The organism is Leptolyngbya sp. GGD, assembly GCF_026735145.1.
GTDB classification, from domain to species: Bacteria; Cyanobacteriota; Cyanobacteriia; order Leptolyngbyales; family Leptolyngbyaceae; genus Leptolyngbya; species Leptolyngbya boryana.
On record NZ_JAPQKE010000017.1, the window covers coordinates 1 to 24,009 of the forward strand.

General features: G+C 48.0%; 15 protein-coding genes and 1 CRISPR repeat array. Of the genes, 10 read left to right on the top strand and 5 right to left on the bottom strand.

The features are described from left to right. Window positions 1–909 precede the first annotated feature (909 nt). From OU814_RS31000 to OU814_RS31010, 3 genes are all read left to right on the top strand, one after another. On the top strand, window positions 910–1,641 hold the full coding sequence (locus tag OU814_RS31000; protein WP_268243281.1) for a ParA family protein: 732 nt from the start codon (window positions 910–912) through the stop codon (window positions 1,639–1,641). 9 nt (window positions 1,642–1,650) lie between these two features. Then, window positions 1,651–2,454, top strand: coding sequence for a ParB/RepB/Spo0J family partition protein (locus OU814_RS31005; protein WP_268243282.1), 804 nt, complete (start codon window positions 1,651–1,653; stop codon window positions 2,452–2,454). 144 nt (window positions 2,455–2,598) lie between these two features. Continuing rightward, window positions 2,599–3,648 carry a PDDEXK nuclease domain-containing protein gene (locus OU814_RS31010; RefSeq protein WP_268243283.1) on the top strand — a complete coding sequence of 350 codons (1,050 nt, stop codon included), beginning with the start codon at window positions 2,599–2,601 and terminating at the stop codon, window positions 3,646–3,648. 603 nt (window positions 3,649–4,251) lie between these two features. On the opposite strand, the gene OU814_RS31015 is transcribed toward OU814_RS31010, so the two are convergent. Continuing rightward, window positions 4,252–4,566: a carbon dioxide-concentrating mechanism protein CcmK gene (locus tag OU814_RS31015; RefSeq protein ID WP_268243284.1), complete on the bottom strand. Its 315-nt coding sequence runs from the start codon at window positions 4,564–4,566 to the stop codon at window positions 4,252–4,254. A 503-nt stretch (window positions 4,567–5,069) separates the two neighbouring features. Here OU814_RS31015 and OU814_RS31020 point away from each other — a divergent pair. Next, a complete protein-coding gene (locus OU814_RS31020; protein ID WP_268243285.1) occupies window positions 5,070–5,543 on the top strand; it encodes a hypothetical protein in 474 nt (157 codons plus the stop codon). Between the two features lie 619 nt (window positions 5,544–6,162). On the opposite strand, the gene OU814_RS31030 is transcribed toward OU814_RS31020, so the two are convergent. The 3 genes from OU814_RS31030 to OU814_RS31040 all read right to left on the bottom strand — a co-directional run bounded on the left by OU814_RS31030 (window position 6,163) and on the right by OU814_RS31040 (window position 9,788). After that, the gene (locus OU814_RS31030; protein WP_268243286.1) at window positions 6,163–8,748 is read right to left on the bottom strand and encodes a tetratricopeptide repeat protein; all 2,586 of its coding nucleotides are present in this window, start codon (window positions 8,746–8,748) and stop codon (window positions 6,163–6,165) included. A gap of 75 nt (window positions 8,749–8,823) precedes the next feature. Then, a complete protein-coding gene (locus OU814_RS31035) occupies window positions 8,824–9,285 on the bottom strand; it encodes a hypothetical protein (RefSeq protein ID WP_268243287.1) in 462 nt (153 codons plus the stop codon). A 224-nt stretch (window positions 9,286–9,509) separates the two neighbouring features. Continuing rightward, entirely contained in the window at window positions 9,510–9,788 is a 279-nt protein-coding gene (locus OU814_RS31040; protein WP_268243288.1) for a hypothetical protein, read from the bottom strand. A gap of 361 nt (window positions 9,789–10,149) precedes the next feature. Between OU814_RS31040 and OU814_RS31045 the strand changes: the two genes are divergently transcribed. Together OU814_RS31045 and OU814_RS31050 are read left to right on the top strand one after the other, a co-directional pair. Next, window positions 10,150–11,193 carry a tyrosine-type recombinase/integrase gene (locus tag OU814_RS31045; protein ID WP_268243289.1) on the top strand — a complete coding sequence of 348 codons (1,044 nt, stop codon included), beginning with the start codon at window positions 10,150–10,152 and terminating at the stop codon, window positions 11,191–11,193. After that, window positions 11,190–13,451: a tyrosine-type recombinase/integrase gene (locus tag OU814_RS31050; RefSeq protein ID WP_268243290.1), complete on the top strand. Its 2,262-nt coding sequence runs from the start codon at window positions 11,190–11,192 to the stop codon at window positions 13,449–13,451. Before OU814_RS31045 ends, OU814_RS31050 begins: the two co-directional genes overlap by 4 nt. Window positions 13,452–13,569: 118 nt before the next feature. Here OU814_RS31050 and OU814_RS31055 read toward each other — a convergent pair whose 3' ends face one another. Beyond that, complete coding sequence (locus OU814_RS31055; RefSeq protein WP_268243291.1) at window positions 13,570–15,111, bottom strand: hypothetical protein; 1,542 nt, start codon at window positions 15,109–15,111, stop codon at window positions 13,570–13,572. A gap of 602 nt (window positions 15,112–15,713) precedes the next feature. On the opposite strand from OU814_RS31055, the gene cas3 reads away from it, so the two are divergent. Genes cas3 through csb2 form a run of 4 tightly spaced genes read left to right on the top strand, consistent with a single transcriptional unit; the run spans window position 15,714 to window position 22,467 of the window. Continuing rightward, window positions 15,714–17,915, top strand: coding sequence for a CRISPR-associated helicase Cas3' (gene cas3, locus OU814_RS31060; RefSeq protein WP_268243292.1), 2,202 nt, complete (start codon window positions 15,714–15,716; stop codon window positions 17,913–17,915). Beyond that, window positions 17,896–19,929, top strand: a complete 2,034-nt coding sequence (gene cas8g1 / locus OU814_RS31065) for a type I-G CRISPR-associated protein Cas8g1/Csx17 (protein WP_268243293.1) — start codon at window positions 17,896–17,898, stop codon at window positions 19,927–19,929. The genes cas3 and cas8g1 overlap by 20 nt, the downstream gene beginning before the upstream one ends. Before the next feature lie 9 nt (window positions 19,930–19,938). Continuing rightward, complete coding sequence (gene cas7g / locus OU814_RS31070) at window positions 19,939–20,931, top strand: type I-G CRISPR-associated RAMP protein Csb1/Cas7g (RefSeq protein WP_268243294.1); 993 nt, start codon at window positions 19,939–19,941, stop codon at window positions 20,929–20,931. Window positions 20,932–20,976: 45 nt separating this feature from the next. Then, entirely contained in the window at window positions 20,977–22,467 is a 1,491-nt protein-coding gene (gene csb2, locus OU814_RS31075; protein ID WP_268243295.1) for a type I-G CRISPR-associated protein Csb2, read from the top strand. Between the two features lie 165 nt (window positions 22,468–22,632). Next, a CRISPR array of direct repeats spans window positions 22,633–23,998; the repeat unit is 37 nt; unit sequence GCTGAAATCCTTTCTCGGGAAGGGACTGTATTGAAAC. Window positions 23,999–24,009: the final 11 nt, after the last annotated feature.

Here is a 24,009-nt window from a genome sequence, read left to right on the forward strand (position 1 = left end):
CACTCGAAGCGATCTCGCAATCACGCTGAAATCCTTTCTCGGGAAGGGACTGTATTGAAACACCGAAGAGAACGTAAGCTGAGTGCCAGCTTTTAGGCTAAAATCCTTTCTCGGGAAGGGACTGTATTGAAACCCCAAATGCACCATTTTATTGATTTGTCGTCAATCAAAGCTGAAATCCTTTCTCCGGAAGGGACTGTATTGAAACACTCAAGGGACAGGGGTTTCTTTGCCGCAATACTAGCTGAAATCCTTTCTCGGGAAGGGACTGTATTGAAACAGTATTTCCCAGTCTGCCGGAAAACGATAACGGGTGCGTCCAGCTGAAATCCTTTCTCGGGAAGGGACTGTATTGAAACTTTGGTGATCTTCGGATTAACAAGCGTTTCTATAAAAACAGCTGAAATCCTTTCTCGGGAAGGGACCGTATTGAAACGTTTTACCAGATCCCGCGACCGCTGCAACCGTGGCGCTGAAATCCTTTCTCCGGAAGGGGCTGTATTGAAACTTACGTAGGTCAGAGATTCGCGCCCCGGTGAGATGCTGAAATCCTCTTTATGGAAGGGACTGTATTGAAACATCAACTATCCGACTGGAATTATCACCACAATCGGGCTGAAATCCTTTCTTCAGAAGGGACTGTATTGAAACATTGCTCAACACCAGATCACAAATGACGGCTATCGCTGAAATCCTTTCTTGGGAAGGGACTGTATTGAATTGGGGGAGAGGGACAGTTTGGGCGGGAAGAAGATGCTGAAATCCGTATAACGTTACAACTAGCTTGTCAGGAGCATCAAAAGGGAAAAGGCAAGCTAACTCATAAGCTTTTAGAGTTAGAGAACGGCAGTTCTTAGTTGCCTTGAAGCCTGTATCCTCTTTTGTTTAGAGACATGATACGGTTTACTCATGACTCAATACAGAATTGCAGTGGCAGCAAGAAAGGGAGGAGTTGGCAAGACCACGATCGGGTGTGGAGTTGCCTCAGTTCTGGCAAGGCAGGGAAAGCAAGTCTTAGTCGTTGATCTGGATCCTCAATCAAATGCAGCGTATGCATTGGGAGTAGATCCAACTGCACCCGGTACCGCTGAACTTTTAACAGGCAATCAACCAAATCCTTTAGAAGCCGCTTCAGGATTATATGTTCTTCCAGGGGGACCAAATCTTACGAACCAAACAATCCAGTCGCTTCATCCTGAGGATCTGGCAGATTTGGTGAAGGTCATGCCCTATGATGCAGTCATTTTGGATTGCCCCCCAGGAAATGAAAGTCTGGAGCGCTTAGGATTGGTTGCAGCACAGACAACGCTTGTTGTCACCAATGCTCACCCTTTTGCCATCATGGGAGCAAACCGTGTAATGGGCATTTTGGAGAGTTATCGAAATAGAGAGCGTAGAGGGCCAAAGCAGTGGGCATTAGTTCTGTCCCAAATTGATGAACGACGAGCATTGGATAAAGAACTTCCGGTTCAGTTAGTTCAGCGTTACTCTGATATTAAGCACTTCACTGTCCATCAGGACACAAATCTTTCACAGGCTGGGGCACAGCAGATACCATTGATGGACTATGCACCACGATCTCGATCTGCTGAGGAACTGACAGCGATCACTCGGTGGATTATAGAAACGGCTCACGATTAGGGAACGAAAATGGCTAGACGACGCAGCGCAGCAGAATTGTTAGAGGCAGCCGATTCAGCAGGAACTGCAATTCAGGCTAAGGATCGGGAAGCAGAAGCAAGGGCTGAATTAGAACAATCTCGCTCCTCGGTTTTACCTTTAGGAAAAATTCTAGATCGTACTAGTGACACCCGAGGATTAAGCAGCCAGCACGTAAGCGATTTAGCAGAGTCAATCGCTGTACTGGGTCTTCTAGAACCCTTAGTGGTTGATAGACGGGGTAGGCTTCTAGCGGGTGGGCACCGCAAAGCAGCCGTGTTTGTACTGAAAGAGGCGAACCCTAATGCCTATGCAAAACACTTTTCAAATGACCTCGTTCCAGTTAGGCTTGTCGATTTTGACGCTGAAGAAAATCCAGATCTAGCGCTGCAAGTTGAGGTCACAGAGAACGAGAAACGACGGGATTACACACCGGGGGAAGTTCGAGCGTTAGCCGAGCGATTGCGGGATGCAGGTTACGTAGATGTGAAGGGAAGACCCGCGAAGGATAAAAAAGCTCTGCGACCGGCACTGGAAGTCATTATTGGAAAGAGCATTCGGACTGTTCGACGCTACTTGAATACGGAGATCGAAGAAAGTGTGACAGAGATCCGGCTTTCTAAGAGAGAAGACAACAGTGCTGTTATTACCTCTTTACGTCGATTACAAACAGAGCTAAATCGTTGGCAGAAAGCGTATTCTGAAACAGAAACTCCTGAACTTCAAATGGTCAGTAAAGATGTCACTCGGCTCCTGAAACGTGTGGAGACGGCTCTTAAGAAAGCAAGGAACTAGAACCTATAAACCCTTGAGAATGCATGTGATCTCAGTTTTTGTCTTGTATTGTGGTAGAAAACAACGCAATCTCCTAATAGAAAACTGTTGAGGGTAAGAACCAGTGAATCAGGCAACGAAAGCTGATGAGGAGGTTATTGCGGCATGAGCAATGACTTGCAAAGACCAAGCGATCTTCTGTTTCAGGAAATTGGGCAGCTTATTGATGCCGCTAAACAACGCGCTGCTGCTGCCGTCAATGCTGAGATTACCCTGCTGTATTGGCAAGTCGGCCACCGTATCCAGATCGAAGTACTGCAAGGTCAGCGGGCAGAATACGGCAAACAAGTGATCCTTACCCTATCCCAACGCCTTACTCAGGCATACGGCAGAGGTTGGGGTGAACGACAATTGCGCTATTGCACCCTACTGGCAGAGGTTTTTCCTGATCGTGAGATTCTGCATACAGTGTGTGCAAAATTAAGCTGGTCCCACCTCAAACTAATTATTGGAATCGAAGACTCCTTAAAACGCGACTTCTACATCCAGATTGCCCAACTTGAACAATGGAGCGTTCGTCAACTGCAAGAACGGATCAACTCCATGCTGTTTGAGCGCACCGCCTTATCTCGCAAACCCGAAGATACCATTCGCCATGACCTAGACCAACTGCGCCAAGAGCAGCAAATTTTGCCCGACCTCCTGCTTAAAGACCCCTACGTGCTGGATTTTCTAGATCTGAGCGATCGCTACCTCGAAAAAGACCTCGAAGACGCTATCCTGCGAGAAATCGAGCAATTCTTGCTAGAACTGGGTGCAGGCTTCACTTTTGTTGCCCGCCAAAAACGCCTACAAATTGACAACGACGATTTCTACATCGACCTGCTCTTCTACAACCGCAAACTCAAACGCCTCGTCGCGATAGAGCTAAAGCTGGGTACCTTTCGTCCCGAATACAAAAGCCAGATGGAGCTTTACCTGCGCTGGCTTGCCAAATATGAACAAGAGAGCGACGAACTCCCCCCTCTGGGAATCATCTTATGTGCAGGCAAAAAGCAAGAGCAGATCGAATTACTAGAACTCGATAAAAGCGGTATCCACGTCGCTGAATATCTGACTGTACTGCCTCCCAAAGAAGTGCTACAAACCAAACTACACGAGGCGATCACCAGCGCCCGCCGTCGCTTGCAATCCTCAACAGATGACTTATCATGAACGGAACCGAAACTGCGTCGAATTAATTGAAATAATACACAAAAATGTATGGCAAATTCGCGCTGATACCGTTTATTTTGTGCTGATTTGGCCTAGTGAGAAAGGGTTTAAAGAGCCGATCTGCAATAGCCCCTATCAAAAAAGGGATATCTTTTCAGCAGTTTCTGCCTTTAAGAGAAAGCTTTGGTTCTCCTAGCTTTCAGGTCGCGCTAGGGGAAAGGGCAGGAGGGAAAAACACCGTATCAAAAAAGGGTCAGTTTTTGATGGAGTTTGATACAGGGTAAATAGCTTGCAGAACACGAATTACAGGTACGCCTCAGAGCAGAGTGCTCGACAGCGCGCTTATAAAAATAAGCTGCTTAGTTTGCGAGCCTCAACGAAGAAAATTCGGGGCACATTGGATACGTATCGGGGGGCGGTGGGAAAATTCCAGCAGGTCGAATTAACCTCTCCGGGTTGTATTGCCACCGCTTTCTATCCAAATTGCTCTATGGAATCAAAGAGCACCGATTCTCAGTTGTGCCATCTCATTCTCAATCAGTTTGGGGCGATCGCTATAAAGCTGACTACTCTGTCATTAATAGCCAATGTGCCAGTGGCGTTTTACATCACAGATCTAAACTGCGTGACCGCTTCGGTATAGCGAATCGGCAGCACATACTCCAGGTTTTCGTTGGGGCGCGCAATGATGTGAGTTGACAGGACAGCGCCGCCACTAACCCGCTTGATTGACTCAATGCCCGCAGAGATCGAAGCCTGAACTTCGGAAACGTTGCCCCGGACGATGACGGTGACTCGGCCACTGCCGATTTTTTCGTAGCCGACTAAGGTAACCTGAGCCGCTTTCACCATAGCATCCGCCGCTTCGACAACCGCCGGGAAGCCGAGGGTTTCAATCATTCCAACAGCAATTGTCATAAAGAGATGTCTAACCTTTTTGATGGTTGATATACACTCAAGTATACGTCACATTCCATTTGAACAAATCTGCCTGATGGGTTGATACGATGCCCAACCCCTATTCCTCAGGTGCCCTTTGGTGCCTGTTTTATAGAATGCTGCGCATATTCACTAAGTACGGTGGTAGTCGTTTTAAGAACAACACACTAAAACCTTTGCACCCGATAGCGTTGCGCAGAACTATCAATAAAATTCAGGATACGGTGTCAAATAAAATCCTGATTTCTCAAAAGCATATCTAATATTAAGTGTACTGCTGCTCCACGCCTCCAACGACTGCCAATATCCCCAAGTCTTGCGCCAGCAGTGAGAAGCATCTTTTTGAACAATTCGCTGAACAATTCGCAATCAAGTTGACCTAGACCTGCATAAATGGGTTTTCTCTCCCCTACTTGAATTCAGTGGAACGGTTGATGCCTTCTACACCTTACAAATTCACACACTTCACACGGAGACTTCTCATGCAACTTCGCAAACCGATGATCACGCTGCTCACTTTGGCAACAACGCTGTCTACTGGACTCGCTCTGACAGTGCAATCGTCCGAAGCACAAGTGATTCGGCAAGGACGCGCTCCGATTTCATCAAGCGTGCATTCTCAGGGCATTGGCAACTTTACTGCGCCCGTCTCAGCACTGGGTGAATGGAAGGGAGGAATGCACAGCAAGGGAGACGATGCGGTGTCTTCCCTGCGTCTGCAAATCAAGAGCAGTGCATCAGGTTATCAAGGCAGTTGGCAAATTTTGGGAAGTGCGGGAGTGCTGCAACAGGGGAATCTAAGCGCAACGCAGCAAGGGAGCACGCTGACGATCAAGCTTGAGAAGTTCAACGGTAACCAACCGCTACTGCTGAAGGGAACCATCAAGTCTGGTGGCACATCGATTTCGGGGCAAGTCGTGGATAGTAGTTTTGTCTTTTTCTTAAGCAAAAGCTAGGTTCACGAAGTGTTTCGGATAGAAGGGGGAAGTAGTCGATTTTAGCACTATCTCGCACGATTGCACCGCCAGACGTTGTGGGATGCCAAGTCTCAGAAAATGCTCTGTTATTTGATCCGATTACTGTTGCACTCTCTCAAGTTTGGAATGGTACCGATTCTTGGCGTTCACATTGAGCGAATTGGCGATCGCATCTATTTTCACCAAAGTGGGAAATTCCTGTCGTCATTGACTGACTGTTTCAGTGTCACCCAACAGAACAGGACAAAATTCCAGTGATGGCAGGCTTAGGATGAGTCTCAGGAGACGTACTACAACGCTGGACTAAAACTGGCTTAACTCAGACTTGTAACACCGGTAGTACGATCGCCACACCCCTAGATCCTGCATGAGACAGGAACACTGCCTCAGTCCAGTCCAAAAAATGCCTGCAACCCTTGTACAGAGGAAGATTTCAGCGTTTTCGCTCGCTTGGGACTTCTGCGGACTTTGCAGACAACCAGACTGAAGGATTAAAGCCATTTCTAATTTCTGCAATGCAAGCTCAATCAGGCTTTCCGCAAATTCCCCGCCACAATTGCATGAGCAATGGCACTTTCTGTCGAGAGGGTGGAATGCTTTACATCGCCCGATAAACCATTGCTAACCATTGACGAGTCACAATTGTATCAGGATGTCCAGCCCCTAAAATTTTCTCCCGCATTGCTAAGGCACGCGCTAACAAAGGTTCTGCTTCCATTACTCGACCCTGCTGATAGTAAAACGCTCCCAAGTTGTTGAGACTGAGTGCCACATCAGGATGGTCGTCCTCAAACAGGCGTTGATTCATCTCGAGGGATCGCACATACAGCGCTTCTGCCTCACTCAATCGTCCTTGCACTCTGTAGAGTTCTGCCAAGTTGTTGAGACTTTGTGCCACATCGGGATGGTCGTCCTCAAACAGGCGTTGTCTCATCTCGAGGGATCGCACATACAGCGCTTCTGCCTCACTCAATCGTCCTTGCGAATAGTAGAGTCCTGCCAAGTTGTTGAGACTGAGTGCCACATCGGGATGGTCGTCCTCAAACAGGCGTTGATTCATCTCGAAGGATCGCACATACAGCGCTTCTGCCTCACTCAATCGTCCTTGCGAATAGTAGAGTTCTGCCAAGTTGTTGAGACTGAGTGCCACATCGGGATGGTCGTCCTCAAACAGGCGTTGATTCATCTCGAAGGATCGCACATACAGCGCTTCTGCCTCACTCAATCGTCCTTGCACTCTGTAGAGTCCTGCCAAGTTGTTGAGACTGAGTGCCACATCGGGATGGTCGTCCTCAAACAGGCGTTGATTCATCTCGAGGGATCGCACATACAGCGCTTCTACCTCACTCAATCGTCCTTGCGAATAGTAGAGTGCTGCCAAGTTGTTGAGACTTTGTGCCACATCGGGATGGTCGTCCTCAAACAGGCGTTGTCTCATCTCGAGGGATCGCACATACAGCGCTTCTGCCTCACTCAATCGTCCTTGCACTCTGTAGAGTTCTGCCAAGTTGTTGAGACTTTGTGCCACATCGGGATGGTCGTCCTCAAACAGGCATTGTCTCATCTCGAGAGATCGCACAAAGAGCGCTTCTGCCTCACTCAATCGTCCTTGCGAATGGTAGAGTCCTGCCAAGTTGTTGAGACTGAGTGCCACATCGAGATGGTCGTCCTCAAACAGGCGTTGTCTCATCTCGAGAGATCGCACAAAGAGCGCTTCTGCCTCACTCAATCGTCCTTGCGAATGGTAGAGTCCTGCCAAGTTGTTGAGACTGCTTGCCACATCGGGATGGTCGTCCTCAAACAGGCGTTGATTCATCTCGAGGGATCGCACATACAGCGCTTCTGCCTCACTCAATCGTCCTTGCACTCTGTAGAGTTCTGCCAAGTTGTTGAGACTTTGTGCCACATCAAGATGGTCACCTGCAAATCGGGATTCAGTCGTTTTTAAACATTCTGCACACCATGCTTCTGCTTGGCGATAGAGTCCCTGACCCTCATAGAATCGTGCTAGTGCGATAAACGACCAAGTTAAATCACTTCCTTCCAATCCTTCTATATAGCCTTCTGCTACTTCTTGGACGTGAGATCGTACCCCTTCAAACTCATTAATCTTTTTCGTTGGTGGGTTATCCGGCATTCGACTTGAGATCGCGATCATCCCTTCCACAAACGCCGAGTGCAAAACGGCTTCTCCTGCCTGTTGAATAACGCTTGCTTCTTCTTCCTTCAAATACTGTCGAACCAACGGATGCAATCGACACCACCCCAGACGATCCGGCTCAAACTGCACGATCGACGCATTCTCTAATTGCGCCTTCAACCCTCCCAATTCATATTCGTCTCCCTCCACCCGTCGCATCACCCTTTCCGCCAAATTCCACTCAATCCAATCCAGGGCGAAATAACTCAACAGCCGAGCCACTTGCTGCGCCTCCGGCTCCAATGTTTCCCACGTCAAATCAAATGCTGCCTTTACCCCTCGCTCTGCCAGCATTTCATACTCATCGGATCGCACTAACGCCGGATCTTGCATTCCTTTTGCCTGCAAACTTTTGATGATTTGCGAAAGAGTTCGATAGCGATCTCGCCTCAAATAGCACCCGACCAACTCAATCCCCAACGGCAAATATCCCAAAGCTGCACACAGTTGATCGGCGCTCTCCTGATCTTGCTCCACCCGTCCATGATTCTCCAATTTTGCCAACAGCGATCTCGCCTCATCCGGTTCCAACACATCCAGCGGAATCGTCACATCCCGCGATAAGAGATCCTGTCGCCTCGTTGTCACCAACACGCGAAAGCGATCATCTGTGGGAAGAACTGATCGCACTTTCGCCCAGTTCGCCACATCATCGACTACCACCAACACCTGTCCCTCTGGTTGCCAATGTCGCCAACACCACAGCGCGATCGCATCGGTCTCAATCAATTGCTCTTTGGCTTTATCCAATCCCTTCAGTTGCAGGTCAAATTCCGCTTTCAGAATCACCTGAGTTGCCAACTCTCCCGTCTGTCCATTCAGCCAACACACGCCCCCCGAAAATTTCGCCTGATTTCGCCGCGCATATTGCACCGCAAGCTGAGTTTTTCCCAATCCACCCATTCCCGCCACCGCCGAAATCACAGTCCGATCCGACGTTTGGAAAATCTCATCCAAGCGCGCAAGTTCGATCGTCCGTCCCACAAAATTCGGATTTGATCGATAAGGAATGTCATAGAGCGGCGTTACTTTGTCGGAGCCGGGAGCCGACGAATCCTTTCAATCCTTACCAAAATTGAAGGTATAAGTATTGTTTGTTCCACCTTGAACCGTTGTTCCTTGCGGCTCGTTGACTTGATAGTTCTCGCCACCGTAGTTATTCTGAACGTTGCGCCCTTCAATTTTATCGATGTGGATAATTTGTTCTGCAATCTGTCGCACCTGCGCTGCAAACTCCTGATCCTGCGACATTGCCAACCGCAGAAAAGCACCAACATCCTGTAATCCTTCTGGATTACCCTGTTCTGCGGCTGCAATCGCATGTTCCGCCGCTGCATTCCCCCACAACTTTTTCACCACGATCGCCTTCAATTCATCCGATTTTTTCAATCCCGTCTCGAGGGTCTTCTCACCGAGCTTTCCTACGATCGATTCAATAAACTTTTTTCCAGGGTCAGACTGAGCAAAGTGGCTTAAGAAAGCCAACGCCGCAATCCCAAGAGCGCTAAATGGATCAGCCATCTGAATTCTCCGCAAGTAGGGCTGTATCTTTTCTAGCTCAAGTGTACAGTGACAAATAAAGGCACTTGAATATTTTTTGCGAGTATACAGAGCCACCCAAAGAACCGGCATCCTGACAATCCAACTTTCGCGTCGCAACGCTGTTCTACCGAGTTCAGTTGCGGGTGTTCGGTAAGCTGTCGCACCCCGCAGAAGTTCGATCGCGCAGGGTGCCTTAGCTCTCTCTAGGAAAGTTGGAGGTTCAGTTGGCTTGAAATCGACACAACAATGCCCTTCTTCCGCAACTCGCCTAACGCTTTGTACAGATCCCCCTCATCTAACTCCCAGCGATCGCAGAAGGCAACCACATCAATGGCAGGAGTTAGCTTTCCGGGATAATCAATCTGCAAGGCAAAAAAGACATAATCGCGACCACTCGTCAGAAGCTTTAGGTTGCGAATTCGAAGCAGTTCGTCCCGGTCAAGCAGGTAAGTGACAGTAGGAGCCGGATCGTGTTGAGTCATAATTAATAGTACATGTGTATGATAACTTTACACGAGACTTTCTTCTAATTGCAATCAATAGAAATAACGCTCATTACAGATGCTTTCATATCATCTTGTCGCTGTTTATAAATTGAAAATTAGGCTAATGAATTGCGAAAAGCTAAATTCGCAATTCATTAGCCTAATTTTCAATTTATCCATCTGTTGCTATTAGTTAATAAGAAAGAAATTTTGATAAAAAAGCGACAAACTTCCCTTTTTGTAAGTTTTTCTATATTCCACATAATGTTGTTTATGTGGAATTAGTTCAAAAATACTGTATATTATAGCTATTCAAAATTCACTAATTCTTCTCATCTTTATGATGAGAATTGATCCTATGATTGACATTCGTTGGGAGCGATATCCACTCACGGCCCAGTCTCGATCTTCTCGAGACTGGCTTCAAATTCATGCCAATCTCGGCTCATCTCCGAATACGATTGATGCCTACGCACGGGGGCTAAATGATTACCTCCACTTCTGTACATCTGCTGTCATCAACCCTGAAACAGCTCGAAAAGTAGACATTGCGGCTTACGTTCAAGACCTTAGTCAACGCAACCATCCCAAAGGACCGAAAGAAAATAAGTCAGGGCTATCAAGTGCAACAATCAAGCAGCGTCTTACAATCGTTCGCTTGTACTATGACTACTTGGTTGAGGAGGAGATTTGTAATCGCAATCCCGCCAGCCGCGGACTGCATCGTCACCAAAACCGCTATGAACGGCAGGGACATCGAACGCGTCGAGATTTAGTGATTTGTCCAAAGAAGTTACCCTGGATCCCTAATGCTGAAGAGTGGGGAGCGCTTTTACAAGCGCTTAAGGAGGAGCCATTCAGAAATCGTTTGATGTTTGCCTTCGCATATGATGGGGCACTGCGGAGATCGGAAGTCTGTGGCATCGAAATTGGGGACATTAATCCTGCTGACTCTTTACTAACGATCCGAGCCGAAATTTCTAAAAGCTACTTTGACCGAATTGTGCCTTATTCCGAAGAGACGAGTGATTTGTTTCTTCAGTATTTGAGTCAACGCCGCCAGTTGAGCCGCACACCAGGTCGTCTGTTCCTGTCTGAATCTCGTCGTAATAAAGCTCAACCGATTTCAATTTGGACGTGGTCAAAAGTGATTAAACGGATTGCAGAACAAGCTGGTGTTCCTCAATTCACAACACACACCTTACGTCATCTACGCCTCACTGATTTAGCTCGAGATGGAGTGGACTTACTCTCCATTGCTAAATTCGCAGGCCATCGCCATGTCACAACGACGCAAATCTATATTCATCTATCTGGGCGGGAAGTTGCTCAAGCCGTTCAACGAGGAATGAACCAGATTCATAGCTGGCGGATTAAGACAATGAAGGAGGTTTTACAGTGAAAGCGCTCAAATCTCCTTCAGATGTCAAGCAGCAAGGCTGGAGCTGGCCTTTGAATCCTGAAATTTATGATCAATGTCCTGAGTTGCGCCCAGCAGAGCGGTTAGAACTCGGATATTGGACATATCACAATGGGCGAGGGTACGGCATCATTTCTGAGTCAACTGCAGAAGTTCTACAGCGTTTGGTACAACCGATTAACGATACGATAGCAACTCTTGATTTTCCATATCCCTACGATGGTCGCATTGTACTTCAACTAATGCTGTTGGAAATGCAACGACGTCAAACGAGTTTCTGGGCATGGAGTTCTGCAGATTGGATCGAAACAATTGGAAAGAGCCATAAGGAGTTTCAACAACGCTTTAACAAGGCTTCTGGACGCCAGCACTTGTTAGCAACCGCTTATGTACTCATGAATTTTATGGACTTCTGGGGGCTAGCGTTTGAAAAATCCGGTTTGGCAGCTAAAGTCTTCGGCAAAGACCGGGTTAATGCAGAAATTGAGCGTGTTTTAACCGTTCTCAGCGAGCAAGGCTATGACGTAGAGGGTGAACAAAGCCATCAGTACCGTGCAGTCATCTGTGAAGCAATGCTATCCAATCGTAGCCCTTATTTAACGGATTTAACTGAGGAGTCGCTGGATATCGCTCGCAAACAGCTCACAAGCAAGAAACACCAGCACAGTTTTATGGCACTTTCCGTTGCCCTAGAGCGCTTGGGCATTCTTGATCGCCCCATTCAGCGATTGAATCAAGAAAACCGTACACCAGGGAGTAATGGTGCAATGGAAGGAGTTGATCCAGAGTGGGCAGAACTCTGCTTGCGCTGGTTCCATATCTCGACGTTAGCAGATACAACACGGAGCGGCTACTTCTACTCCCTCCTTCTAGCAGGACGATGGTTGGCTCAAAAGCATCCAGAAGTAACTCATCCGAATCAATGGACCCGATCTCTAGCAGCAGAATATGTAGGAGCAGTGAATCGAATGGTAGTGGGTGAATATTCAAAACCTTCACGCCATCAAATTGTAGGGCAACCATTTTCTGCTAGGACTAAGAGTGGTTGTTTAGCCGCGATGCGAACATTCTTCTTTGACTGCCGGGAATGGGAGTGGATTGAGGAAAAGTTCAATGCTCAATCCGCTTTTGCAACGCCAAAGCCTGTTAAGGCTCTGATTCAACCAAAACCCAAACAGATTGACGATACGGTTTGGGCAAAACTCCTCGCTGCGGGGTTGAGCTTCAATTCAGATGATTTGGACAGTCCCAATACCTGTGGAGAACGCCCTCATTGGTATCCTGCTGAGATGATCAGAGCCTTAGCTGTGGTCTGGTTGTTCTGCGGTCTGCGTAAAGACGATATTCGCAGTTTGAGAGTTGGTTGTATACGTTGGATAGAACCAGACCAAGTCAAACCAGATGGGGATGAGACACCAACGCCTGACCTAGAAGGACGGATTTGTTTATTGGATATACCACCTGGAAAAAATGGTCGGCCACATACAAAGGCAGTGGATGCCATTGTCGGAAAAGCGATTCAAGCATGGGAAACGATCCGCCCTGAACAATCCCTTTTCACTGATCGGCGAACTAGCGAGCAAGTGCATTATTTATTCGCCTACCGGAGCCAGCGCTTAGGTGATCCCTATCTGAACAAATCGCTCATTCCATTTCTGTGCAATCAAGCAGGGGTGCCAGAACAGGATATCCATGGCAAAATCACGAGTCATCGAGGAAGGCATACGATATTAACTCAACTCTCGCAATTCATGACAATTCCTCAACTCCAAAGTTGGTCTGGGCACAAAAGCACGGATGCGCTGATGCATTACCTTCAAACAACGCTTTTGAAGCAAGCTGAAGCGTATCAGAAGAGTGATTACTTCAAACGAAATCAGCGAACGTTTGAAGTGTTGATTGATCGCGAAGCAATTACCACAGGAACGGCGGCTCAAGGAGAGCCTTGGCAGTACCACAAGCTGAGTGAGCAGGGATATTGTGTGTACGATTTTTTTGATCACTGCCCCCATAAGATGGCTTGCCCTCAATGTCGGTTTTACCGTCCCAACAGTGTGGTGCTGCAAAAACTGCAACAGAATAAAGCAAATTTGCAGAAGATGTTGATTGAGATTGAACTGACAGACGATGAGCGAGCTGCCGTTGAAGAAGGAGTTCAAGCCTTTGATTTGTTATGCGAGAAGTTAGCTGATGTACAAACCCCAGAAGGACCAACACCTAGACAGCTTAGAAGTGTTTAACTAACATAAGGGGACCGATACCTTGATGCAAAATCATTTCTGCGTTTCAAACCATCAATGCAAGCGTTTTTTTTGATAGAAAGAGCATATTCCGGAAATCAATTTAATTAAGTTGAAGCTATTTCCCGAAATCATTGGTCAATGAAGCGTTCTCACAGAGATTCTCTAGGAAATCCTCGCTAAATTGATTTTCTCTCCGACCCAGATGCTCACACTCAGGAATCAACTCAGTTAAAAACTCAGACACAAGAGGCTCAGTAGCCCGAGCACGACCAGATACCGCCCTACACTTCATTTTCCCTTTCAAGGTGTGTAATTCCTTACTCTGTCTACTTTCTGGCGGTTTTGCAGGATCAGGGGTCACAGCCGCGGGATCGCTTGCTACTGCTGCTGTTACAGGCTCTATTGAGGAGTCAGGGGGCTGGTGCTCTGGATGCCAAATTTCTCGGTAGCGGTACAGCGTCTGCACACTCGTGTGCGCTTCCCGGATGAGCACTCGAATTCGACTGGTGATGTCGCTCGGGAGTTGTCCATCTCGTTGAAGGCGCATAAACGTTGCTTGGATGCGTCCTTTTGCTTCTTCAGCTCGGGCTTGATTCTGGTTGATCCGCTTGTCTTCGCTGCTGTCTCCGCTAAAGGGACTGCTGCTCCGCTGCGGCTCGCTTCCTAATGCCCACCAGTATTTCTCCGCTGACCGTGCCCACAATTTCGATCGCTGAGCAATCTCGTGCTGGTGGCGACAGTGGGTTTCATAGCCTGGGGCGTTGATCGCAGTGCTTTGGACGAATTCGGCAAGGGCTTCTCCAGTTAGACGCTCGAATACCACTCCGTAACAGGCGATCGTTTTAAGCAGGTGGTTGGTTTGTCCGTATCCGGTCCAGCCGTCGTTGATTTCCGTTTGCAGGTCGTTGCGCCACTCGTCTACGACGGCGATGCGATGCCGTTTGCGTTTGCTGCTGTTGCGTCGCGCAACTGCGATCGCTTCGTGGAGCGTTTCTAGGTCTTGTCCGGCTGCGGCAGTGTCCCAGTGGCGGAAGAACTGTCCTAAATCATTGCCAATGCTATTGCCGTCAGCATCGAGCAGGTAGGAGCCGCTGTCAGGTTGCAGCGGCAGGCGATGAGCGTTGTATTCGGTGTAGGTGCCGGGAATGGCATAAGACTTGGTATTGGGGAAGAGTTCGACTTGTCCAGCTGCAATCTCAATTTCTTGGGCAGCGAGGCACTGCTTCAGGGCTTGGGCAAGTCCGAAGCTAGGGACAGCATGGGGGAGGGGCAGATACAGGTGCAAGCCGCCGGAACTGCTGGAGGTGAGAAGGAGGTGGCGGACAATGCCGATCGTTTCCAGCGCTGCCAGGATCAGGGGTAAGCCGACAGGATTGGTGGCGGGGTGATAGGGGCTAGTGCGGTCAATATCGATGAGAGCGTAGGTGGTGGTAGAACCAAACCGCACGCCGATCAGGACGTTGGGATCGTTCCATCGCTGCCACAGGACGCGGGGACGGAGGGGATATTTAGTGTGGGTCTGCCACTGGGGATCAGGGGCATTCGTGCCGGAGATAGTGTGCCACCGATAGCTGAAAATTTCGCAGAGCCGTTGTCCGAGGGGGTGGGACGGCAATAATTCAAGTTGCCGTATTTCGACGGCGAGGGGAGCAGTCATTTTTTTTTGAAACCATAGCGCTATTTCCCGCAAAGACTGCTATGATCAAATCACGACATTTAATCAGGTACAGTCCTTCGGGCTGTTCAATTTTTGAAAAACCTTCGCGGCTTCCATCCGTCGAGGGTTTTCGCTTTTTCGGGCAAATGACCGAACGCGAGATCCAGTCGGATAAAATTGTACTGTGAAACGCGGAATTTGGCTTCATCAGAGCTTGATTCTTTGCAGCTTTTAAGAAACGATACGGATGACAGCGAGTAAAAGACAGGAATCACCCGCCAGTATCGTTGTCTAACAAACCTCAAATTCAACCTAAAATGTCCCTATACAAGGAATCTCTTATAAATTCTTCAGCGATGCATCTTAACGGTATTGCTTGCAAGAAAAGAGATGTCGCTCCTGCCTGGGTCAAGTTGCGGGACTAAGTTGAAAGATGATTGAAAGGCTTAACAGAGTAAGCAACGTACAACCGATCCCACTTGCGTGGGACTAAATCTTAACCTCTATCCCTTGGACAAAATAGTTCAAATGCTCTATGCTAGGGCGAAAGATTAAAGTCATGATGTAAAGGCTTAATCTTCATGAAGCACTAGGACAGGTATATGACCTATCAAGACTTCTTCCGACAGTGCACAGGGTTCTCCCCGTATCCCTGGCAAGCGCGTTTGGCTGACTGGGACGGCAAGACTGTAGCTGCGGTTTCTGCTCCTACGGGAGCGGGAAAGGAGTTCGGCGTTATTGTTCCTTGGCTTTACTCTTATAAAACAAGAAACTTTTCCACGACCCGGTTAGTTTATGCCCTACCCACCCGCTCTTTAGTGGATCAGGTTTATAGCAACACAAGAAGAATTGTGGAAGCGTCCGAGTTACCCATCAAGGTCTACTGCTTAAAAGGAGGCTTCATTGAGCAGGGGTTTGAACAAGACTTAACAGAGTCTTCAATTCTAATTGGAACTCAAGACCAACTCCTATCCCGCGCCCTTAATCGTGGGTTTGGCGTGTCTTGGGGACAAAGACCCTTGCACTGCGCTGCCTTAACGAATGACTGCCGGTGGGTTTTAGATGAGATTCAACTAACTGGGGTGGCGTATAAGACTCTGGTTCAGCTCTATCAGCTTTGGAGAAACTTAGAGACCTTCGGGGAAATGCAACTATGTTTGATGTCTGCAACATTCGACGATCGCCCACTGAAGAAGTTACCAGTAGAACGATTTGAACTCAGTCACGATGATCTAGCCCATCCAGTTCTAGCGTCTCGAGTAAAGCGATCAAAGCCTGTATTTCATGCTCCTGTTCAGGATCTTAAAGAAGTTGCCGATTTAGTGAGAGCAAAGCACAACTCAGACCGCTTAACGCTGGTGGTTGTGAATACAGTTGCAAGGGCGAGAGAGATTGGAAAGCTGATGGCTGACTTCAATCCATTAGTCATTCACAGCCGATTTTTGGGCTTTGACCGTGAACGGATGCAGGAAAGACTGAAGAACTACCAGGGCATTATTATTGCCACCCAGGTCGTTGAGGCAGGAGTAGACCTAGATGCAGATCTTCTCATCACTGAACTGTGCCCTTGGTCGTCTTTTGTGCAGCGGTGTGGGCGATGTGGGCGAAAGCGAACCGATAACAACGTGCAAATTTACTGGCTGGACTATCAGGCAGACTGGAAATCAATCCCTTACTCCAAAGAAGAGTGTGAAGATACCCGTAGTCGGCTGTTGCAGTTAAGCGATGCCAGCCTGGATACGCTCTCTCGCATTCCGTTGCCTGGCCTGGATTTACCTGGCTATTTACTCACCAAACGGGAGATTGAAAGGTTCTTCTGCACTCACCCCAAAAACCGAGACAACCCAGTTACCGCAGTCGAATATGTTCGAGATCCATCTTCCTTCACAGTCTCTGTCGTGTGGTCGCCGGGACAACCAAAGCGGGCTCCACATCAGCGGTATCTTTGCCCAGTTCCCACGAAAGAATTAATCGATTTTTGTAAAGCGACTGGAACGCTTCCGCATGTATGGGGTGAGGACGACTGGGAAAAAACTGAACCCAAAACGGGTGATATTGTTTGGCTACCGAACGAGGCTGGAGGCTACTCTCATGAGCGGGGTTGGACAGCAGATCCTCGCGACAAGCCTGCCCCCTACAGCCTGGAAACAGAACCTGAATATAACGACCCACCCTTCTCTTTTCCCTTGCCACTAGGAGTCCATTTACAAGATACCGAGGAGGCTTTAAGAGCAACACTCCCCTATCTCCAAAAACTTGAACTTGGTTTGCCAGAGGCATTAGCTGAAGAACTCTGCCGCTGTGCACGCTGGCATGACTGGGGTAAAGCTCACAAGATTTGGCAAGCCTATGCGAAGGCGGGACAAGAGTTATTGGCGAAGTCCAAAAAGTACGGCTCTCCCGCAGAACTTAAGGGCTACCGACATGAAGTAGCGAGTGCCTTTGCCGCTGCTGATCAAGGAGCCTCTTTCCTTTCTCAGTATTTGATTGCCGCCCACCATGGCAAAGTTCGAGATAGCTTGCTCCCGACAAATCCCAAAGAACAATTTGACCCAAAAGTTTTAAGGGGCGTTGTATTGGGCTCTCAATTACCTAGTTTGGAGATAGCAGGGATCGAAACTTTACCTGAAGTCAAACTAGCTTTCCCTGGTAAAGCTGGAAAGTGGGATCAACAAGTCAGAGGGTTATTGCAAGAACATGGTCCTTTCAAGCTGATTTACCTCGAAGCGCTGATCCGAAACGCCGACATCAAAGCATCCAAAAAACGTGAAATGGAGGCAAAGAATGACCACAGCTACAGCTAATGCAGTGGCTTTTCCACACCTTATACCGACAACTGCAATCGGTTGGCTTAAAGCCATTGGGCTATTGCGGTTATCAGGTTCTACAGGGTTTTGGAAGAATGACTGCTTTTATTTAGAAATCAATTCGATTGAAGCCCTAGTCACAGATATTCTGCACAATTACCAACCAAAGCCCTTTATTAGCCCATGGAACAGCTACAGTTTGTTGGCCAAAGCCGATGGACTAGACAAGGTACTGGCCTCTCAATCCGAGCGCTATGCACTTATGCGTGAGGGCTACCAGGAGTTACAAAATGCACTGGGATCCTTAAATACGGAAGGTCAATCAGCAGCACAGAAGAAGCTAACTTTAATGGCGGACCTTCCCAGGCGAGTCAGCAACCCTTACTGGTTGGAATGGATCAATGCAGTTGGGTTAATGGTCAACAACCAAAAAGGAGCACGGTTTCTTTGTAATGACTTATTAGGAACTGGTGGTAACGTTGGAACGACAGATTTTTGTACGGCTTATTTTCAAGCTTGCAGTCAACTTTGGGACTTGAGCACAGGAGAACCGGGAAATGAAACTGAAGCCTTCATCCGAGCTTCAGTCGCAGGTGAAGTCAGCCCAGGGACCCTGCTGCTTCAGGGCTTACTAGGTCATACCTATCCTGCTGCTGACTATTTTGATGATTTAGCACCATCAGGATTGTCTCAAGCTGACTATCTAGACAATGGCGGTAGATCCTCCCAACTTGCAAACCCCATTGACCTCATTCTGTACCTGGAAGGTGCTGCCACCTTTACAGGCAAGGCCATTCCCCGTAATGAGGTTCAAAACGAAGGGGAACAGGAATACACCTTAGCGGCTTATCCACTCCTACTAGAAGTCAACTCTGGAAGTGCTGACACCAGCGATCGTACAGGACGCGCCTATGAAATATGGCTGCCTTTGTGGGATGAACCGATGGATTGGGCAGATCTTCAAAACCTGGTAACAACAGATTTAGCCTTTCGCTTGAAATGTCAGGTGGTCGATACAACCGACATGCTAGATCTCATTACTAAAAGAAGCGAATATCAGGGACTATCTCGGTTTTCCCGGTTTGGTCTTTGGACCCGAAAGGGACAAGGGAAGTACCTCGTTCACGTTGGTTTAGCAACCCCTGGGGAGAAAGACTTTGGAGCAGAGTTGAGGGCGTGGCGGCTACAAGCTCGTCCTTCAGACAAGCAATCTCAGGCTCAGTACAACTTGCTGACCGCTATTCAAAAAACGCTGTATCGACTTCAGCAGGGCAATTCAGAGGCAACCACGACTATTCGGTTGCTTGGTCAACTGGAAGTGTTACATAGCCGAATTAAAGCTAACGTTCCTCCCTGCCCTCAGTTAGGAGAGAAGTGGGTTGAAGCGGTTTATGCAGAATACCAGATCGCCGAAGTGGAATTGGCGGCGGCTCTAGCGAGTACTGCACCCACACACTTAGATTCAGGGCATTCCTATCCCTTTAGAAGACTATTGTCGTCAGCACGATATGTTCCGAGCAAAGGTACCTGGTTTTGGTCCGATGGGCATAACCATAAGCTGAAGACCTCATCTCTAGAAGCTTTATGCCTATCTCTCCTGAAACTATGGAATGAGCTTTGGGAGAAAGATAGGAAATACCATCCTGCATTCGGGTGGACCTATCGAGCTAGCTCAGATGCGATCGCCGCCTTCATCGCAGGCACCACCAACGACTCACTCATTCTTGATCTAGCTCTAGGATTTGCGCTCTGCCGGACTCCTAGGCAATTGGCTTCCTACAGCGCAAAACAGCCATTGCCAAAGCCATACCAGTACGCAGCCAGTCTCCAGTGGGGAAAAGATACGAATCTGACGATCCAGACTGTAAACGGGTTGCTGGCTGGATCAACCCTGCCGCTGAGTCGGCAATTGGCTGCAATTCAGAAGCCGAAGGTGTTACCTAGCAATATTGCTGTAGGTAAGCGTTGCGCCTTAGCTCTTGTGTTTCCTGTCAATCTTTCTATCGATTAGGAGAAACTTATGTTGAACGTAATCACAGTTGAATTTGAATCTGCCTTGCCTACCGTTAAACCCCCTACCTTTTTGGATGTCGGCGTTTCTCAGGCATACTTGCCCTGGGAACAACGATTGGACGTTCTTCTGCACACCCCCCAAGCAACCGCCAATCTGATTGAAGACAGCATTTGGGACAGTGTAAAGCACCAATTAATCCCTGAACTGGAAGGATTGCCCTTCGTTGATATTTACACTCGGTCTGGGCAATACATAGCGAGCACCTTGGATCTTCCTCATCGGCTCGGTACAGGTTATTTGTTGAAAAATAAACATGCAGAGCTGGATGGACAGCGCTTCCGAGAAGAGTTAAGGCAACGGATTCGGACTGGGGGAGTTTATCAGTCCGCTTTTGCTCTCTGCCCTATGAGTATTGTTTTAGGCAGCTTCTACACCCACATTGCAGGGGTATACCGCATTCCCCGGGTGCTGTCTGGCGAATTTGTAGCTGAAAATGCAATTTCCATGCCCACAGGTGGTGCAGTCCATGATCCAGTTTCTGCAAGGGGTAAAGGCGTAAACCTGAAGCATATGTTTGCGATCGAGAAGAAAACTGGCAAAGACAAAGCCGTGAAAACTCCGAGTGAAGCAGGGTTGGGCAATATTCCCTATGTTCGAGAAAGCTTCAAAGCAGAACGCTATGTAGGACGATTTGTAATTGACACACGATTAGTCGATAAATCCAACCTAGATGCAAGAGCAAAGAACCTAATTCAGGTCTTGAGCCAGTACCTAGTCCGCCGTTTACTATCTGAACCTGTAACGCTCCGGACAGAGTGTTATCTCGTTCCCAAACAGGAAACTGCTCTCAAGGAACTCCCAAAACTTGAGAATTTAGAGAAACAAGCCAGGGCAGCGATTCAGGAATGTTCCGATCTCTTTGAAAAGGTACGGGTTGTGGTACCTGATGATCAGGTGCAATTTGCTGAAGAGGAAGAAGACGGGGCGGTTGAACCGTAGCACCATTAAGCATCTTGAACTTTAGACAATATCAGAAATAGAAATATGATTCACATCCGCGTTCAATTCCATATGAACCAGTATCAGGCTTGTGCCTGGGGACATCTCCATGCAGAAGGGGTGATTGATTGGCCTCCTGCACCGTGGCGCATTCTTCGTGCAATTGTGGCGGGAGCATATAATGCCCGTTTACCCGAAAAGCAGCATTCTGCGTTAAAGGAGCTCCTGCACAAGCTAGCCTCAGTCTTGCCCAGCTACACCTTGCCTCCCACAACTTACATCCAACATCGCAGTCCTCGACCCCAGGTGAACTTGAAAACTGCAAAAGTGGGACCAGGAAAAAATCTATACTCGGCAGGACTGCTTATGTCGAGTGAGCAGAACGAACTCTATATCCATTGGCCCGTTGTTCTTTCAGAAATAGAGGAATTGGTTCTGAGCCTTTGTCTATCTGGACTAACGTATATGGGGCGGAAGGAAGCCAGTTCAACCCTTGCTCTCGTGGAATCGGCTCCCGCTGCCAACACTGAACCCGACGCTCAAGGAACACGAATTGTCGCGATCGCAGATCCCGAAATGGATGCAGATGCATTATGGAAAGCCTTAAACTTGTCTGCCCACGAGAACTATGGGGTCAATCGTTCAGCTGTTTTCCCCGGTGTTCGACAAACCGCATACCAGATTAGCCTACCTCAAATGCGAAAGCAGCAGATATTTGAGGGCAACACACCTCAAACGGTTACCCTAACAGTCTCAGGTTCTCCCCGATTGCCCTTCCATTTGTCACTCAAGTTGACACATCGACTGCATCAAGCTTTAGTGAGCCACTGCCCTGCCAAAGTTTTTACAGGGCAGGAAATGGGGGAGCATAGTAAGGATCATGACCATACAATTTTTCAATGCATTCCTGATCGAACTGGTCGGTATGTTGAACAAATTCGTCTCTACAGCGTTGAAGGATATAACCCAGAGGCGTTAGCGGCAATTGCAAGATGCTCATACCTACCTGGTGTTGCCCGAGGCTATGATATTTTGCTAGCTCTAGCAGATTTTGGAAGCAGACAAGAACAAGCTGATGAATGGATATCGTCTACGCCATTTTTCCTGTCTCGCTTTCCTGCCGTCCGCCGCGGAAAACCCCGCATGCTTTCAGCACAGTATCAGAAAGATGGACCGGAGCATCAAGCTCTCCAATATCTGCAATATCTTTCCTGGCTTAACTTAGAAGGCAATCCTTCTTATCATGATCACGAAGATGGGTTAGCCCTCTACTTAGATAATGTGTTCGTTGTTGCAGCACTGTGTGAGCCGTTTCCGCAATTTTGGGAGTGGGAATCTGAATGCCGTCAAGGCAAAAAAGTAGGTCGTATTGGCTATCGGACAAGATTGAAGTTTGCGACAGCCGTTCATGGGCCAATTATTCTAGGGTATGCATCCCACTATGGGCTAGGCACAATGGCTCCCGTGCGCGAGTGGATGGATGTACGGGAAAGGATCAGCCAGGACGACTACAGAATAGTTATTTCAGCCAGTTAGTCACTTCGCTATCCGCGCACAGGCTGAAACGCTCACATAACAAGTAAGACGAGTGTTTCTTGGTTTCATGTAAAGCCCTATAGAACAGTAATATCCGCTAAATTGGACAGATCCGCGCAATTGAACCTTGAAAACTTTATAAACTAAGAACTTGAGAAGGCTGCGGCTGAAATCCTTTCTCGGGAAGGGACTGTATTGAAACACAGAAAAGCTGATGCGTTGAAAGTCCGATCAAGTCGCTGAAATCCTTTCTCGGGAAGGGACTGTATTGAAACACGTTTACTGATCCGCTAGAGGACGCAGAGATAACGGCTGAAATCCTTTCTCGGGAAGGGACTGTATTGAAACAATGTGAAATTGCTCACATCTTTCGGCGGTGCTTGCAATGCTGAAATCCTTTCTCGGGAAGGGACTGTATTGAAACATTTATGGGCAGTCTACAAGCGGCGCGGCTAACCTGCTGAAATCCTTTCTCGGGAAGGGACTGTATTGAAACAATATTAACTGGAATAACTGCTCTTTCCTTAAAACGCTGAAATCCTTTCTCGGGAAGGGACTGTATTGAAACGAACGCCGCGATCCAATGATTGAAGGCAATCCGCTCATGAGGCTGAAATCCTTTCTCGGGAAGGGACTGTATTGAAACCACCTCAAGGCTAAGGCAGTGAGGGCTTTCCTAAGGCTGAAATCCTTTCTCGGGAAGGGACTGTATTGAAACCGATTAGACACAATCATTGAGTTCCCGCAACGATTACATGCTGAAATCCTTTCTCGGGAAGGGACTGTATTGAAACCACCAAAGATTCATCGGCTCCGATGGATTTACGCTGAAATCCTTTCTCGGGAAGGGACTGTATTGAAACTGCATCTAACGACGATCGCACTGACAGCAAATCGCGTGCTGAAATCCTTTCTCGGGAAGGGACTGTATTGAAACTGTCCAGACCTGTCTAGGAGCTGGGAGTTTGCCAGTGAATGCGCTGAAATCCTTTCTCGGGAAGGGACTGTATTGAAACTAAACGCTCTCGATTTTTCGCAATGGATTCAAAAGTGCTGAAATCCTTTCTCGGGAAGGGACTGTATTGAAACTGAAGCTGCTGTTAGTTGAGATCTTCGACCTCTTTTGCTGAAATCCTTTCTCGGGAAGGGACTGTATTGAAACTGAAGCTGCTGTTAGTTGAGATCTTCGACCTCTTTTGCTGAAATCCTTTCTCGGGAAGAGACTGTATTGAAAGGAGCGATCGTATTTATATATAAAAAATAGGGTATCGCTGAAATCCTTTCTCGGGAAAGGACTGTATTGAAACCAGTCGTAGCCCCATGTCCCGTCCCAAGTACCTAGCTGAAATCCTTTCTCGGGAAGGGACTGTATTGAAACCGCCATCGTACTCCCTTCGATCGCGCAGGGCACAACGGGCGCTGAAATCCTTTCTCGGGAAGGGACTGTATTGAAACCCTTTGACGCAACGCTTCTTCGCGTCGTTGCGATCGCGAGCTGAAATCCTTTCTCGGGAAGGGACTGTATTGAAACAAAGAAGCCGG